This window comes from Streptomyces lichenis, from assembly GCF_023218175.1.
Taxonomy (GTDB): Bacteria; Actinomycetota; Actinomycetes; order Streptomycetales; family Streptomycetaceae; genus Streptomyces; species Streptomyces lichenis.
Genome location: NZ_JALPTH010000012.1, coordinates 66740 through 80170, shown reverse-complemented (window position 1 = coordinate 80170; position 13431 = coordinate 66740). Strand labels below are relative to the sequence as shown.

Annotated in this window: 16 protein-coding genes and 1 pseudogene; 9 read left to right on the top strand and 8 right to left on the bottom strand. The window is 71.1% G+C overall.

The features are described from left to right. The first annotated feature begins 336 nt into the window (after positions 1-336). Positions 337-726, top strand: a complete 390-nt coding sequence (locus M1O15_RS14210) for a peptidase inhibitor family I36 protein (protein ID WP_248634170.1) — start codon at positions 337-339, stop codon at positions 724-726. A gap of 119 nt (positions 727-845) precedes the next feature. Here M1O15_RS14210 and M1O15_RS31845 read toward each other — a convergent pair whose 3' ends face one another. From M1O15_RS31845 to M1O15_RS14200, 3 genes are all read right to left on the bottom strand, one after another. Beyond that, a complete protein-coding gene (locus tag M1O15_RS31845) occupies positions 846-1100 on the bottom strand; it encodes an nSTAND1 domain-containing NTPase (RefSeq protein WP_372499465.1) in 255 nt (84 codons plus the stop codon). Between the two features lie 144 nt (positions 1101-1244). Next, positions 1245-1796: a hypothetical protein gene (locus tag M1O15_RS14205; RefSeq protein ID WP_248634169.1), complete on the bottom strand. Its 552-nt coding sequence runs from the start codon at positions 1794-1796 to the stop codon at positions 1245-1247. A 69-nt stretch (positions 1797-1865) separates the two neighbouring features. Then, positions 1866-2402, bottom strand: a complete 537-nt coding sequence (locus M1O15_RS14200; protein ID WP_248634168.1) for a DUF4142 domain-containing protein — start codon at positions 2400-2402, stop codon at positions 1866-1868. Between the two features lie 344 nt (positions 2403-2746). Between M1O15_RS14200 and M1O15_RS14195 the strand changes: the two genes are divergently transcribed. The 5 genes and pseudogenes from M1O15_RS14195 (at position 2747) to M1O15_RS14175 (ending at position 6400) form a co-directional block, all read left to right on the top strand. Next, positions 2747-3034 (top strand): type 1 periplasmic-binding domain-containing protein, encoded by a 288-nt coding sequence (locus tag M1O15_RS14195; RefSeq protein ID WP_248634167.1) that lies wholly within the window; start codon positions 2747-2749, stop codon positions 3032-3034. Positions 3035-3101: 67 nt separating this feature from the next. Next, positions 3102-3365 (top strand): annotated as a pseudogene (locus tag M1O15_RS14190) (Mur ligase domain-containing protein); the annotation flags it as partial. Positions 3366-3501: 136 nt separating this feature from the next. Beyond that, the gene (locus M1O15_RS14185) at positions 3502-4245 is read left to right on the top strand and encodes a DUF8817 family protein (RefSeq protein WP_248634166.1); all 744 of its coding nucleotides are present in this window, start codon (positions 3502-3504) and stop codon (positions 4243-4245) included. Between the two features lie 359 nt (positions 4246-4604). After that, positions 4605-5603 (top strand): dihydroxyacetone kinase subunit DhaK, encoded by a 999-nt coding sequence (locus tag M1O15_RS14180; protein ID WP_248634165.1) that lies wholly within the window; start codon positions 4605-4607, stop codon positions 5601-5603. Between the two features lie 65 nt (positions 5604-5668). Then, entirely contained in the window at positions 5669-6400 is a 732-nt protein-coding gene (locus tag M1O15_RS14175) for a DAK2 domain-containing protein (RefSeq protein WP_248634164.1), read from the top strand. Between the two features lie 33 nt (positions 6401-6433). Here the strand turns inward: M1O15_RS14175 and M1O15_RS14170 are convergent, their stop codons facing one another. Next, positions 6434-7201: an HAD family hydrolase gene (locus M1O15_RS14170; RefSeq protein ID WP_248634163.1), complete on the bottom strand. Its 768-nt coding sequence runs from the start codon at positions 7199-7201 to the stop codon at positions 6434-6436. A 517-nt stretch (positions 7202-7718) separates the two neighbouring features. Here M1O15_RS14170 and M1O15_RS14165 point away from each other — a divergent pair. Then, a complete protein-coding gene (locus tag M1O15_RS14165; RefSeq protein WP_248634268.1) occupies positions 7719-8444 on the top strand; it encodes a ScbR family autoregulator-binding transcription factor in 726 nt (241 codons plus the stop codon). 367 nt (positions 8445-8811) lie between these two features. Here M1O15_RS14165 and M1O15_RS14160 read toward each other — a convergent pair whose 3' ends face one another. Next, positions 8812-8961 (bottom strand): hypothetical protein, encoded by a 150-nt coding sequence (locus M1O15_RS14160; protein ID WP_248634162.1) that lies wholly within the window; start codon positions 8959-8961, stop codon positions 8812-8814. A 901-nt stretch (positions 8962-9862) separates the two neighbouring features. Here M1O15_RS14160 and M1O15_RS14155 point away from each other — a divergent pair. Beyond that, positions 9863-10723, top strand: a complete 861-nt coding sequence (locus M1O15_RS14155) for a trypsin-like serine peptidase (protein WP_248634161.1) — start codon at positions 9863-9865, stop codon at positions 10721-10723. Between the two features lie 18 nt (positions 10724-10741). Here the strand turns inward: M1O15_RS14155 and M1O15_RS14150 are convergent, their stop codons facing one another. Next, entirely contained in the window at positions 10742-11035 is a 294-nt protein-coding gene (locus M1O15_RS14150) for a hypothetical protein (RefSeq protein WP_248634282.1), read from the bottom strand. Between the two features lie 318 nt (positions 11036-11353). Between M1O15_RS14150 and M1O15_RS14145 the strand changes: the two genes are divergently transcribed. Further along, the gene (locus M1O15_RS14145; RefSeq protein WP_248634160.1) at positions 11354-11779 is read left to right on the top strand and encodes a hypothetical protein; all 426 of its coding nucleotides are present in this window, start codon (positions 11354-11356) and stop codon (positions 11777-11779) included. 187 nt (positions 11780-11966) lie between these two features. On the opposite strand, the gene M1O15_RS14140 is transcribed toward M1O15_RS14145, so the two are convergent. Further along, positions 11967-12671, bottom strand: a complete 705-nt coding sequence (locus M1O15_RS14140) for a hypothetical protein (protein WP_248634159.1) — start codon at positions 12669-12671, stop codon at positions 11967-11969. A 316-nt stretch (positions 12672-12987) separates the two neighbouring features. After that, positions 12988-13410 (bottom strand): hypothetical protein, encoded by a 423-nt coding sequence (locus M1O15_RS14135; protein WP_248634158.1) that lies wholly within the window; start codon positions 13408-13410, stop codon positions 12988-12990. Between the last annotated feature and the right edge of the window lie 21 nt (positions 13411-13431).

The window sequence follows — 13431 nt, the reverse complement described above, 5'->3', positions numbered from 1 at the left end:
TCAGCACCGAGCGGACCCAATCTGACACGCAGAGTCGTGATGCTGCACGGACCATCTGGTCACGGTCGCCCGGTATGGCCTGCTTCTCGCCAACCGCCAAGCAGGACGTTCGGTGCTGCCGGGCGTCCGGCACCCTGGGTGACCTGCTGGCGCCGGGGGCGCCGGCGGGGCGCCAAGTCGGCGGGATCGAGATCCAGGAGCCGTCGCCTCCGCTCTCGACCACCGGGTACAACGGTCACACGGCCAGCTCTTCGAGGGGCCGGCCCCATGCTGCCGCCACCCGGACTGCGTCCCGTCCGCGTTTCTGACATCCCGCCCCTTCCTCCCTGGAGCTGCATGATGCGTACCTCCGCGTTCACCGCGGCCACCGCCGGCGCCGTCATCGTCCTCAGCGCGATCACCGCGCCCGCCGCACTCGCCGAACCCAGCCCCGTGGGCTGCGAGAAGGAGTACTTCTGCGTCTTCGAGCGCCCGGGGCAGACGGGCCACCTCATGGTCAAGGCCAAGGGCAACTGGACCGGCAGCATCGACGGCCAGTCGATCTTCAACAACGGCACCACCCACCCCAACGCCGACCACGTCCAAGTCACCTACACCTACCGCGGAAACACCTACGAGAAGTGCGTCCACAACAACCCCGGCCCCGGCGAATACAAGATGGACTTCACCGAGGGCGTCACCTTCAAGAAGGCCACCTGGCGCGGAGAGTGCGGCCCCGACGAGTAAGCCCACAGGATGCCCGGGAGGCAAGAGCACTGGACAGGGCAAGGGCCGGCGCCGGGTACGGCCGGCAGCCCCTCAAAAGCCCGGGCGAGAACACGCCGCCGTACGGTGCGCACCGAGTGTCAGCGATCCGGAAGCGACTGGCTCGCCAGTGAGTGCCGGGGTGCGGCTGACACGGGCGGCCAGGGCGAGACGCACACCTGCTGCTCAACCGGCACCCGGCAGCGGCTTCCCGCCGCCAGGGCCAGGGCAAGCAGGGCGTCGACGAACTCAGAGCGCTCCGCATCGGCCCGGCACAGCACGAAGACCTCCTCGGACTGGTCGACGACTACGAGGACTTCACTCCCGGCCGGGGGGGCGTAGTTAGCTGACGACATACGGCATGGTCCAGTGAACGGGAACCGAGCCGATTACCTGCCGCGCAGCCATGCGGCAACGACGCGTCCCGAGGAAGGCCGCCCCCGGGGAGGGCCTTGTCGGGGCCTCCCGGCTTGGGCGGGTCCTGCATCGGTCCACACGGGTCAGGCGCGGATGCGCCGCCAGACGCCGAGCAGTTGCCGGCCGGGCCGCTGCTGCTCGCCGTGCAGGGCGTTGAGCACCACCAGGCTTCCCGTGGCGGCGGGGACCGCCCACTGCGCCCAGGCCAGCCGCTGCCGGGCCTCGTTGAGGTCGATGGGGTGCTCCCGGGCCTTCTCGGCGTCCTGGGGGTCGGTGGAGGAGGCCAGGCCGATCTTCCTGCCGAGGAAGCCGGAGTAGGCGGTGGCGGCCAGGGCGGCGGCGGTGAGAACGGTCTTGGTCGCGGTGGAGGCGGCCACACCCTTCTGCGCTCCTACCCGGCCCGCGTTCGCGGCGAGCAGGCCGCCTCCGCCGAAGAGGTGCGCGCCGATGGCGGCCGCGTTGACCGGTGTCCACTTGGCCCACCCGGACGAGGAGACGCGGTCGGTGGCCTCCTGTGTGCCGCCTTCTTGCTCGGCCGCGCCGTTCAGGCCGACCGCGCCCATCAGCGAACCGCCGAACCACGCGGCCAGCCCGACATCGTGCAGACTGCGGATCAGAGTGCTGCGTTCCGCCATCAGGGAACTCCTTCGATGGGAGGGATGGGAGGGAGGGGGTGGATCGGGCGCCTCAGGTACGGGGGTGGGTCAACTGGTGTGGTGTCCGGCCATCGTGTCGCAGGTGCCGTCGCGGACCATGTCCAGGTGCATGGCCACCACGGGCCTGGCCGACCGTGCCGCGGCCACCGCGCTGTCGTTCGACCCCTGGTCGATCTCCTTGTCGATGACGGCCAGCGTCTTGCGGTGGGCCGCGTCCTGCGCCTTCAGCCACGCTGTGTCGTAAGCGGCGCTACCCGCCTTGGCCTGCACGGCCTTCAGCTGCTTCTGCTGCGCTGCGGTCGGCGCGGTGGGAAGGGCGGTGTTCGTGTCGGCGGCCAGCTTCCGCACCGCGGTGTCGAGCTTGGTGTGGTCGCGCACCAGGGCCTTGCCGACCACCTTCACGCAGGTGGTCGTGGCATGCTTCCCGGCATCCTTGCCGGCCGCGATCTCGGCCAGATTGCCCTGGTGGGACTGGACCAGGAACGTCTGGTCCTGCGTCGCGCCGGGGGCTGCCGCGAAGGCCGGTGCGCACAGGCCGGTCAAGGCCGCGGCGGCCACCGCGGAGGTCAGGAGGTGTGAACGCATGGGAATCGTGCTCCTTGCCCGTCGGCCCGCGCATACGGGTCGTCCGGGAGGTGGAGAGACGGACACAGGTCCGCATGGGCGACGGGTGCCACGGATACGCCGTTCCTCACACGGACACCGACCCTGATTCCCGCGGATCATCTCGTAGAAGTGAGGATCGGCACGGTGCTGCCGGAGCCGGCGAAGGCAGTGCCGGTTGCGGCAGGTCCTCTGTCCCAGCGGGACCTGGCGTCCTGGTCACCTCCCCGGGCCGGTCCTCGGTGGATCCACCGCGACCCGCCCACCCGTCTCCCGACGGATCGGACGCACCGACGGAGTCACGTCACGGCCTGGAGGCATCCCTGGTGTGGCCGCTGCGCGAACTGGACGGCCTGGTGGTGACCCCCGCCGGGTCCGACCACGCCCACCTGGACAAGGCCGTCGCCTCGGGCATCCCGGTGGTCCTCCTGGACCGCGCGCTCGGCGGCGCCGGACTCGACAGCGTGGTGGTCGACAGCCGGGACGCCGCCCAGGCCGCCGTCGCGGGCCTGACCGACCGCGGGCACACCGGTATCACCGTCATCACCTGCACGGCGAGCAGCAGCGCCCCGGCGAGCAGTTCCCCGGTATGTGGGAGCGCACCCGCTCCATGACACCGTTCGTGCCGTAGGGCCCTTGGCCGGCCGCTCGGGTCGCGCGTGAGATACCCGGAGGTGGGCGATGACCTGTACCCCCCGACGGGAGGCCCGCCCAAGAACGGTGGCCCTGCGCCTGGACGACCTCTTGGGCATCGTGCACGGGCTCGCCCCGGAGGTCCGGCTGGTCACCCGGTCCGGCAGCGGCCGGGCCCGGCTGAACGGAATCACGCTGGACAGCGCCGACGTCGAGCCCGGTGACCTGTTCGCCGGCCTGCCCGGCAGGCTGCGGCACGGGGCCGACTACGCCGACCGGGCCGCCGCGGCCGGCGCGGTCGCTCTGCTCAGCGACCGTCCCGAGCCCTGCCTGCCCTCCCTGGTCGTCCGCGACCCCGCCAGGTGGTGGTCCAGGAGAGGCCGACCAACGGCCGTGGCCATGTGCAGGTTTCGCTGGAAGGTGCCATCATCGCCGGACGATCCAGGGGGTGAGCGGTGTGGGCCCATCGACGGTCCGACCGAACGAGGTGACCGTGCCGTTGATGCCGTGCGCGTCGGTGGAGGAGCACCTGGAGTTCTACGAGATGTTGGGTTTCGAGGCCACGTACAGACAGACCAAGCCATACGTGTACGTGGCGTTGCGGTGGAGCCGGTTCGAACTGCACTTCGGGCCGGCTCCCCAGGACCTGGATCCGGCCCGGGAGACGTCCGGTGGCTGTCTGGTCATGGTCGACGCGGTGGCGCCCTATCACTCGGCGTTCGTCGCGGCGATGCGCCGGGCTTACGGGAAGGTGCTCGGCTCCGGTCTGCCGCGGATCACCCGCTACCGGCCCGGCGCGTCGCGTTTCACGCTGATCGACCCGTCGGGGAACTCGATCATCTTCATCCAGCGTGACGAGCCCGCCGAGCTGGAGTACGGCGGGTCGAAGAAGCTGACGGGCCTGGCCAGGGCGCTGGACAACGCCCGCATCCTGCGCGAGTTCAAGAACGACGACCGACAGGCCTTCCGGGCGCTGAAGTCCGCGGTCCGCAGGCACGGCCCGGACGCTCCGGTGGTCGATCGGGCTCTTGCCCTGTGCCGGCTCATCGACGCGGCCACGGTCCTGGGCGAACCGACCGCTCTCTGGCTCACCGAACTGCGCGGACTGGATCTGGCGGACGTCGACCGGCAGCGCGTCGAGGCGGAGCTCGGCCACCTCGACGATCTCCAGCAGTGGCTGCCGGCCAAGTGACGGATACCGCCCCGGCACGGGTCGCCGCCCTGCCACCCCGGCCCGTCGGGGGCGCCTCACCAGGTCGGAGGCTGAGCCGGTTCGGTACGCCGCCTCGGCCGGCCGGGTGACCGACCGGCTCTGGCCTCAAGCACCCTCCTCCACCAGCAGGTGGCCGGCCAACCCGCCCCCTGGAGATCGTCTTCCGGCCGAGCGGGACCGCTACGACTCATCCCGACCCACTTCCACATCCTGCGCTCGCCCAAACCCGTCTCGGAAACCAGCACTCGAAAAGACGAGCGATGCACCGTGCGGCTTGCCTCGGGTGGAACTGGAGCCCAGCATGAAGGGACTCGGGCGGAAGGCGACGGAGGATTCTCATGGCTCCGTACTTCGTCAACAGCACCGACACCCTCGTGTCCGATGCGCTCGCGGGCTTCGCGCGGGCCCATGCGGACCTGCTCACCCTCGATCCCGACCACGGGTTCCTGACGGCCCGCACCGCATCCCCGCACCGACGGGTCGCCCTGCTCTCCGGCGGCGGTGCCGGGCACGAGCCGATGCACGCCGGGTACGTCGGCCGGGGCATGCTCGACGCCGCCTGCCCCGGCCGCCTCTTCGCCTCACCGCACAACCGCCAGGTCTATGAGGGCTCGCTTGCCGTCGCTCGTGCCGAAGGCGTCCTGCACATCGTCAAGAACTACACCGGCGACCGCATCAACTTCGGCATCGCCGCCGAGCGCCTGGCCCACCGGGCAGTACCTTGCGCACGCGTCCTCGTCGACGACGACCTCGCCTCCGACTCCGAGGAGATAGCCGCTGGCCGTCGGGGAACCGGCGGCACCGTCCTCATCGAGAAGATCCTCGGCGGCGCCGCCGACACTGGCCTCGGGCTCGCCGAACTCCAAGAGCTCGGCACCAACCTGGCCGCCCGCTGCCGCACCCTCGCCGTCGCCTCCGCCGCCCACACCGCCCCCACCCTGGGCGAGCCCGCCTTCCACCTCGCCGCCGGCGAACTGGAGTACGGCGTCGGCATCCACGGCGAGCGGGCCAAGGCGACCACTCGCCACCATCCGCTCGCCTCCCTGATCGAGCGGATGACCGGCGAGCTCCTCGGGGCCCTCGCCCCGAAGCCGGGCGCCGCCGCCATCACCCTGGTGAACGGACTCGGCGCGGTGACTTTGCTGGAGCTGTACGCCGCCCACGGCGAGTTGGCCCGGGTCCTCGACGCCCGGGGGATCACCCTGGCCCGCAGCCTGGTCGGCGACTACGCCACGGCCCTCGACATGCGCGGTTTCTCCCTCACCGTCCTCCTCGCCGAGCCGGCCGATCTCGCCTTCTACGACGCGCCCGTGCACACTGCCGCCCTGCGCTGGTGAGCCGGTGCGATCCGGCAACCCGACCACACGCTCGGCCCGTCCGGGCACGACCACGGGAGCAGCCCTTGACCACCGCTGACAAGGCACTCTCCACCGGCGCCTGGATACGCCGCTTCGCCGACACCGTCCGTAGCACGCAGGCCCAGCTCACCGCCCTCGACCAGCAGGTCGGTGACGGCGACTTCGGCACCAACCTGGTCGCGGGCACCGCCGCCGCCCTGGTGCGCCTCGACACCCTCGCCTCCCTCGACGCCCGCGGCGCTCCTGGGGATGCCGCGGCCTTGGAGGCGGCGGCCACCGCCTTCCTCGACGAGGTCGGTGGCACCAGCGGCCCCCTCTTCGGCCTGCTGCTGCAGTCACTCGCCGCGTCCGTCACCGAACTGGGCCCCACCACCCCCGCCCTGAGCCGAGGGGTCGCAAAGGGCTTGGCCGCCATCTGCCGTGTCGGCGGCGCCGCGCCCGGCGACAAGACCCTGGTCGACGCCCTCGCCCCCGCCGCCGCGGCGCTGGAAGCGCTTCCTGCCCGGACCCGGCCCGCCGCCGCTTTGGACGCCGCCGCCGAGGCTGCCTGGCAGGGTGTGCGCGACACCGCCCGGCTCCGTGCCCGTATGGGCCGCTCCAGCTACGTCGGCGAACGCGCGGCCGGCGTTCCCGACCCGGGAGCCGTCGGAGTCGCCCTCCTCTTCGCCTCGGCCGCCGGGTCCGTCGAGGACCTCACCCCGTACCTGTACGCCTCCTGCAACCCCGCGGCCGGTCACGATGTCCGGCACACTCCGTCCGGTTCACCGCCGCCGTAGAAGGGCGCTCGTGCTCGGAGTCGGGCCTGGGGCCTACTTCTTCGGGGCGTCCGCCTGCCGCGGCCCCAGCTTCCGTGCCCAGGCCAGCAGCACCGGTGAGTGCAGTGCGGCCACCCACAGGTCGGCGCGAGAGGCGTCCTCCTCGCTCGGTCGCGGTCCCACCCCGAGCACCCGGAGCCCCGCCCGGCGGGCCGCCTCGATCCCGGTCAGCGAGTCCTCCACCGCCAGCGCCCGCTCCGGCTCGGTGCTGCAGAGCCGGGCGGCCATCGCATAAACGTCCGGCCAGGGCTTGGGGCGCACGGCCCCCGGGACGGCGGCGTCCGAGCCGTCCGGTACGGCCTGCGAGGGGGAGGAGCCGGGGGCCTGCGTGGGGACGACCACGTGGGCGAAGTGGCGCAGCAGGCCGGCGCGGCCGAGGCTCTCTTCCACGACCTCCAGTGGGCAGTTGCTGGCCACCGCCAGTGGCAGCCGTCCCGCGAGGAGCCGGACGAACTCGACCGCCCCGGGCATGGTCGCGGGGTTGTCGGCGACGAGGCGGAGGAAGTGCTCCAGCAGGGACCGGGCGAGGTCGTCGGCGAGGTCCGGCTTGTGCGTCTCCTCGGCCATCAGCCGCCCGCAGTCGGCGTAGTGCACGCCCTTCGCGCGGTCGGCGAACCCGGGCGGGGACGTCAGCCCGAACTCGCGGAAGGCGCGGTTGCGGGCGTCCTGCCAGTGTCGTTCGCTGTCCATCAGGGTGCCGTCGCAGTCGAGGACGACGGCTTCGGGCGACCAGCCGAGAAGCGGATGAGCCTGGGTGGTCATGAGTCCTCCAGGAGAGAAGCAGTTCGCGCTCGTGACGTGATCGTTTCGGATGAATCGGGGGTCTCCCGGCCGACGGGCGGCGCGACGGGATTCGGCGTCGCCCTACAAGGCACAGACATCGCGGCTATACCGAGACGAACGCGAAACATCATTGGCATTACGTTATTTTGAGCCCTTCACTGGTGCAATCACTGATTCGAGCTATCGACAGGGGAAGCGGAAAGAGATAGCCGCACACGATACTTCTGGGTGATCTCTATGGATTCCCGCCAAGTCCCGCTCAATCGAACCCTGTTGTCGCATATGCTCAGGGCAATCGACGAGCGGCGAGCAGAGAGCGGTGTGTTCACCCAGGTGGCCGACTGGCGTGCAGTAAATGGGCAATAAGCACCCGCAAGCATGGGCACTCGAACAAAGAAGCAAGAGGCCGTGCGAGAGGACGAATTAGCACCGGCGTGCGCGGGCGCATTATTTTCTCGGTCATCACCAAGAAGGCCGAGTGAAAACGAGCAGCACATTGCAACAGCGCGCCAAAGCGACCCGCCGGTCGCTACTGGAGACGGCCGCCCACCTCTTCGCCGAACGGGGATACGCCGGGACCAGCATCAACGACATAAGCCGCAGGTCCGGCCGCACCAGCGGCGCCGTGTACTTCCACTACGCCAGCAAGGAGAGGCTCGCCCTCGCCGTGGTCGAGGACGCGTTCGCCACCTGGCCCCACCTGACCACCCGTTACACGGACTGCTCCGTACCACCGCTCGACCGGCTGGTGGCCCTTAGCTTCGAGATCGCGCACGCCCTCATGAAGGACACCGTCGTCCGCGCCGGCGCACGCCTCTGGGCGGAGCGCGACGCCATCGACGCCTCCCTGCCCGATCCTTTCGCCCTGTGGACCACCGCCACCACCCGCCTTCTCGCCCAGGCACGCACCACACGGCAACTCGCCCAACAGGCTCGCCCCGCCGCCGTCGCGCCCACTCTGGTCCGCGCCTTCTACGGGCTCTGCACCCTTACCGAAGCGCTGGAAGGCCGCCACGGGATCGCCGACCGTCTCACCGACTGGTGGCACATCACCCTCCCCTTCCTCCAGCACGACACCGATGCGACGAGCGTCCTGGGCCGGGTGAGAGCGGCGGGAAGCGGCGGCCTTCCCTGGGCAGACGTCAGCGGGCTGGGTACACCAGGGCCAGCAGGACGATGCCGGCCGACAAGGCCGTCATCGCCGTGCGGAAGACCGCGGTGAGGACAGCCAGCGATCGGGCGGGGCGAGGCGGGGGATGAGGGGGCGGTGTGATGCCGCAGAGCCAGGCGCCGCCACCCAGCCACTCGTCCTCGATCTGCCGCCTGACCGTCCCTGTCGCACCGTCCACGCTTCGTACGAACGACCCGCCACCGTGTACGTCACCCACCCGGCGAAGGCGGACTGGCGCCCTCCGTGCTCCACGGGATGGCCATGACGGCGCGGATGCGTTGGCGGGTGCCGCCGGGACGGCTGATGGTGAGGGTGTCCGCGAGGCCTCTCCCGCTGCTGAGGAATCCACATACCCGGTGCGTCTCGGACGGCGGCCTCGTGGTCGGAGGCAGTCGGGCGGGTCGTGACGGAGGGATGCTCAGCGGCGGTGGGCGTCGCGCCGGCTTCGAGGGGCGTGGGGCGGGCAGGTCGGCCCGGCGTGGACGGGCCCGGTCGGGTCCCAGGCGAGGTCCAGGGTCACCGGCTGGTGCCCGGTGACCTGCTGGATACGGCGGGTCACGGCGGACATCTGGTCGGCGAAGGTACCGTCCAGGGGCCAGGGCGACGACTGAGGGCCTGCGGCCGCGGGGTGAGCCCGTAACGGCTGGGAGGGACGGGACGACTGGGCCGGTGGGCAGGTCGTCGCGGACGCCGGCGATGACCGCGAGCCGGGACCGCGCCGCCTCGCTCACCGCCCGGGTCAGCACGGTCCCGGGGCGGGGTGGCCAGCGCCAGCGAAGACGACCGGGTGGTCCTCGGGCCAGAGGCAGGCCGCGCACACCGGTAGCTCGTACGGGCCGCTGACCACGGCGAGGCCCAGCTCCATACCCGCGGCCACGGGCCGGACGAGCACCTCCCGGCCGTGCGGGTCACTCACCATGGCCGGATCGATCCGGGTCCGGCGCCACCCGCCGACCGCAGCGCCGCAGGTGCAGCACCTCGCGCTCCACCACCTCCAGCACTCAGCCGGTAGGCGCGCTCGGTCGGCGTCCTCGTACCGACGCTGTAGAGGCGGTAGCCCTCGTACAGGATCACCATCCCTTCGGCGGTGAGCTGCTGAAGCGCAGGGCGGACCACGTCCGTCGGCAGTCGGCAACCGCAGATCCCCGGCGATGCTGGCCAGCGCGGGCAGGTTGGTGCCCGGCTCAGTACCGGAGAGCCTCACCTAGCGGCGCACCGCCTGGACGCCGCCGTCACCCGCCACCGCGTTGCCCACCCTCACCATGCCCGCGCCCCTGTCCTCCGGCGGTCAGTTGCCGGGGACCAGCCTGGTGGGCGGCGCAGGGCGGGCGCCAGGAACCTGCCCGTGTGACGGGAGCCGTCCCGCGCCCGCCTTCTACTGTTTCCCTTCCCCTCTTTGACGTGTCCTTGTCGCAGGGGCCTCGCATCCGCACAATGTGCATGACAATCCGTCAATGAGGGGACCCCCCATGAACAAGCCTCTCCTTGCCGCGCTCGCGATCCTGGCCACCGCCGGGACGAGCTTGGCACCCGCGGTCGCGGCACCCACGGCGACCGCACCCACCGTGACCGCCCCCGCTCCCGCCCCCGCCGTGCGGGCCGTCACCTTCGCCGGCACCGTCTCGCTCAGCAACTGCTCCGGCTCCGTCGTCCGCCTCCCCGCCTCCGAGGACGACGACCCGGCGCTGGTGATGTCCAACGGCCACTGCCTGGAGACCGGCTTCCCGGCGGCCGGCCAGGTCATCGTCGACCGCCCCTCCAGCCGCACCTTCGGCCTGCTCAACTCCGCCGGCACCAAGGTCGGCACCCTGCGCGCCAACAAGATCGCCTACGCCACGATGACCGACACGGACGTCGCGCTCTACCAGCTCACGACGACCTACGGCCAGATCCGGAGCACCTACGGGATCAACGCGCTCACCCTCAATGCCACCCATCCCGTGGCCGGTACCGCGATCACCGTCGTCTCCGGCTACTGGAAGCGGACCTACGCCTGCAACGTGGACGGCTTCGCCTACCGGCTGAAGGAGGGCCAGTGGACCTGGAAGGACTCGGTCCGCTACACCTCCGCCTGCCAGACCATCGGCGGTACCTCCGGCTCGCCGGTCCTGGACACCGCAACCGGAGGGGTCGTCGCCGTCAACAACACCGGCAACGAGGACGGCGCCCGCTGCACCGACAACAACCCCTGCGAGGTCGACCAGAACGGCCGGGTCACCGTCCGCAAGGGCATCAACTATGCCCAGGAGACCTACCAGATCCCGGCCTGCTTCGGCCTGGACAGCAAGCTGGACCTGAGCAAGTCGGGCTGCGTGCTGCCCAAGCCCTAGCCCTGGCCAGGGCGCGCGTCAGCGCGGGGTGCTCCGCACTGGGCGCCTCGCGAGGACGTCCGTGCGCCACCCGTCCTCGATGACGAACCGCCCGTCCACCAGGACGTGGCCGGGCGGTTCGTCATCGGGGACGTCGGTCTCCGGCCCGGCGGCCGCGGTGTGAGTGAAGACGGCCCAGTCGCGCATAGTGCCGTGTCCGTAGGAGTTGTCGACGTCGACAAGGAGTTCGTCACTACCAAGCCCGCTGACCGCCGCCGTCGACCACAGCCGCTCGGCGATGCCCGAGTCGTCTTCGCGGTGCCCCGACGACATCGCCGAAGCAGAAGCGTAGGGGTGGCCGCAGAAGCTCCGGACGCCCGCGGCTGGCCCTCACCGGCCGCGACCGTCTGGTGGCGTGCGTGGGTCAGGGGCTCGGGGCGTACACCGTGGAGGGCACCGAACAGAGGATCATCCCGATGACCGACGCCCTCTCCTCCCCGCCGCCGGGCCATCCGCCCCTTTTACGTCTGCATCTCCACTCGGCATGCGCCCCGGGCATTGCGCCCACGCGCCGCCCCATGCGACTGCCGCCCCACCGCACATACGGACAGCCTGTGATGCCCGCCCCCCGGCCGACCGCAGGAGGTCACCATGTCACCGTCCACTTACCGCGCTGTCGCCGCGCTGACCTGTATGGCCGCGGCCGCCTTGGCGATGGCCACGCCCGCCGCCTCGGCCGCGCCCGCCACCGAGCAGGGCGTCAAGTCGATACAGCTGCAGTGGGCCTCCGCCTCGCCGGCCGATCCGCCACACCTCAACGGCTACCTCACCATCGGCGGCACCTACACCTGCACCGAACCGACCGGCACCACGGTGGACGTGTCCTTCACCGCCATGCAGATCCTGCCGCTGGCCATGCCCTCCGGCGTCGGCTCCCTGCCCTGCGGCCCCGGCGTGGTCGACGCCAACTGGGAGGTCACCAGCCTCGCGAGCGCCGACGTCCACCGCGGGTGGACCAACGTCTTCCTCACCTTCGACGGCCAGACCTCGCTCCCCCAGCAGCTCGACGCCGCCTAGGGCGCACCCGACCATCCCCTCACAGGCGACGAAGGCCAGGGACAGCAGAACAAGCTCAGCTCAGTCGAGCCGTTCGAGTTGAACATCCAGGACGCGGCGGCCGGTGAGGACTGCGGCAGGGTGAACAGCGAGGAACTCCTCTGCTCGGCCGGTCCTGCGCGCTCTGCTATCAGGCCACCGACGCGGGTCAGGCCCAGCGGGTGAGGTCGTAGACCGCCTCGCACATAGGGTCCCCGGTGTCGGAGATCCTGTAAACAGCGAGGGAAGCGGGGTCATCGGGGCGGAGAAGGGCCGTGAGTTTGGCGGAGGCCCACCAGCCCACGGTGCGCGGTTGTCCGGTCTCACCGTCCCGTACAGCGAGATCGACACCGATCACCCGGTTCTGGTGGAGCAGGTAGACGCGCAGAGTGTCGGAGGTGCGCAGGTCAAAGCCCATCATGCGGTACAGGCCTGACGCGGCGGACGCGGGAGTCTCGTGCCACAGCGCGTCACCACACAGGTCACCGATGACGTAGTCCACTGCGTCCTCCAGCGTCACCTCCGGCTCGTCCGGGAAACTCTCCTCCTCCAGGACGGCGGCAGCGTCCACCACCGCCACGCCGTCATCGTTGTACGCGAGCGGGATCCCGGTTTCGGAGATGAGGCGGGTGATACGGCGCAGGGCTCCGACGTACCACCACCAGCCGCGCTCCTCCGCGGCACTCTCCGGTAACGGAAGGTCGACCAGGAGAGAGCCGGCGGGATCGGCCGGGTGGCCGGGGCCGTTCAGCCGAACCCTGAAGACAGTGTCCCCGAGGGGGTGCGCGCCGTAGACGTACCAAGCTGTTCCTGGCAGCGGGACCCCGATGAACCGGCGCAGCGCCAGCAGAACGCGGGAGGAGAAATCTTCCATGGCGCAAGGATCCCTCTTCCGATGTCCGCCGGCGCTGCATCTGGTCGCTCCGGCACACCGTCGTGCCGACGGCCGGTGCGTCGGAGACCACATCCAGGCGGCCGGTGCCGACATCGAAGCCCGCGCCTTGGACCCGCCCGGCGAGCTCGGGGACGGCCGCGGCCACGATGGCGTCGAACCGGATCCGTCCTCGCCCGAGAACGGTGCCACCGCCAGGAAGCTGACGGCGTACCACCACGGTCGTTCGGCGCGACGGGCGCGAGCGGCTCGGGCTCGGCGCGGCGATTGGAATGATGATGATCGAGCACGGCCTGGCTCATGCGATCACCGTCCCGGTGGCGTCGCCGTCCAGCGGGCGCGCGGCAAGCTCGGACAGCCGCTCCGTCCAGGGCGCGGCCGCGGTCTGCCCGGTGCGGGCGGCGGCCTGCTCGCGCAGCTGTTCCAGCCGCGCCGCCAGCAGGTACTGCGCAGTGCGCTCCCTGGCATCGTCGGCGGCCTTCGTCGCGGCGGCGACAGCGTCCGTGCCGCGCGGGTTGTGCCGGAACCAGCGCCGTCCCTGCTCGGTCCGGTACGCCCGGCTCGCTTCCGCTTCGGCTTCCTCAATCCGCCCGAGCCGTCCCAGCGCGCTGGCCCGGTACTCCGGCAGCGCCGCCTGAACGGCTTGGAACGCGGCGAAGGCGAGCACGGAGGTCGCCCCGGCCGGGTCCTGGTCCAACTCGCCGGGCTCCACCATCGCCATGAACTCGCCCTGCGCCTTCGC

What these genes read in the sequence shown, in the direction of transcription:
- M1O15_RS14210 (WP_248634170.1), top strand. Translation starts at nt 337, where the DNA reads ATGATGCGTACCTCCGCGTTCACCGCGGCCACCGCCGGCGCCGTCATC.
- M1O15_RS31845 (WP_372499465.1), bottom strand. Translation starts at nt 1,100, where the DNA reads ATGTCGTCAGCTAACTACGCCCCCCCGGCCGGGAGTGAAGTCCTCGTA.
- M1O15_RS14205 (WP_248634169.1), bottom strand. Translation starts at nt 1,796, where the DNA reads ATGGCGGAACGCAGCACTCTGATCCGCAGTCTGCACGATGTCGGGCTG.
- M1O15_RS14200 (WP_248634168.1), bottom strand. Translation starts at nt 2,402, where the DNA reads ATGCGTTCACACCTCCTGACCTCCGCGGTGGCCGCCGCGGCCTTGACC.
- M1O15_RS14180 (WP_248634165.1), top strand. Translation starts at nt 4,605, where the DNA reads ATGGCTCCGTACTTCGTCAACAGCACCGACACCCTCGTGTCCGATGCG.
- M1O15_RS14170 (WP_248634163.1), bottom strand. Translation starts at nt 7,201, where the DNA reads ATGACCACCCAGGCTCATCCGCTTCTCGGCTGGTCGCCCGAAGCCGTC.
- M1O15_RS14160 (WP_248634162.1), bottom strand. Translation starts at nt 8,961, where the DNA reads ATGTCCGCCGTGACCCGCCGTATCCAGCAGGTCACCGGGCACCAGCCG.
- M1O15_RS14155 (WP_248634161.1), top strand. Translation starts at nt 9,863, where the DNA reads ATGAACAAGCCTCTCCTTGCCGCGCTCGCGATCCTGGCCACCGCCGGG.
- M1O15_RS14150 (WP_248634282.1), bottom strand. Translation starts at nt 11,035, where the DNA reads ATGTCGTCGGGGCACCGCGAAGACGACTCGGGCATCGCCGAGCGGCTG.
- M1O15_RS14145 (WP_248634160.1), top strand. Translation starts at nt 11,354, where the DNA reads ATGTCACCGTCCACTTACCGCGCTGTCGCCGCGCTGACCTGTATGGCC.
- M1O15_RS14140 (WP_248634159.1), bottom strand. Translation starts at nt 12,671, where the DNA reads ATGGAAGATTTCTCCTCCCGCGTTCTGCTGGCGCTGCGCCGGTTCATC.
- M1O15_RS14135 (WP_248634158.1), bottom strand. Translation starts at nt 13,410, where the DNA reads ATGGCGATGGTGGAGCCCGGCGAGTTGGACCAGGACCCGGCCGGGGCG.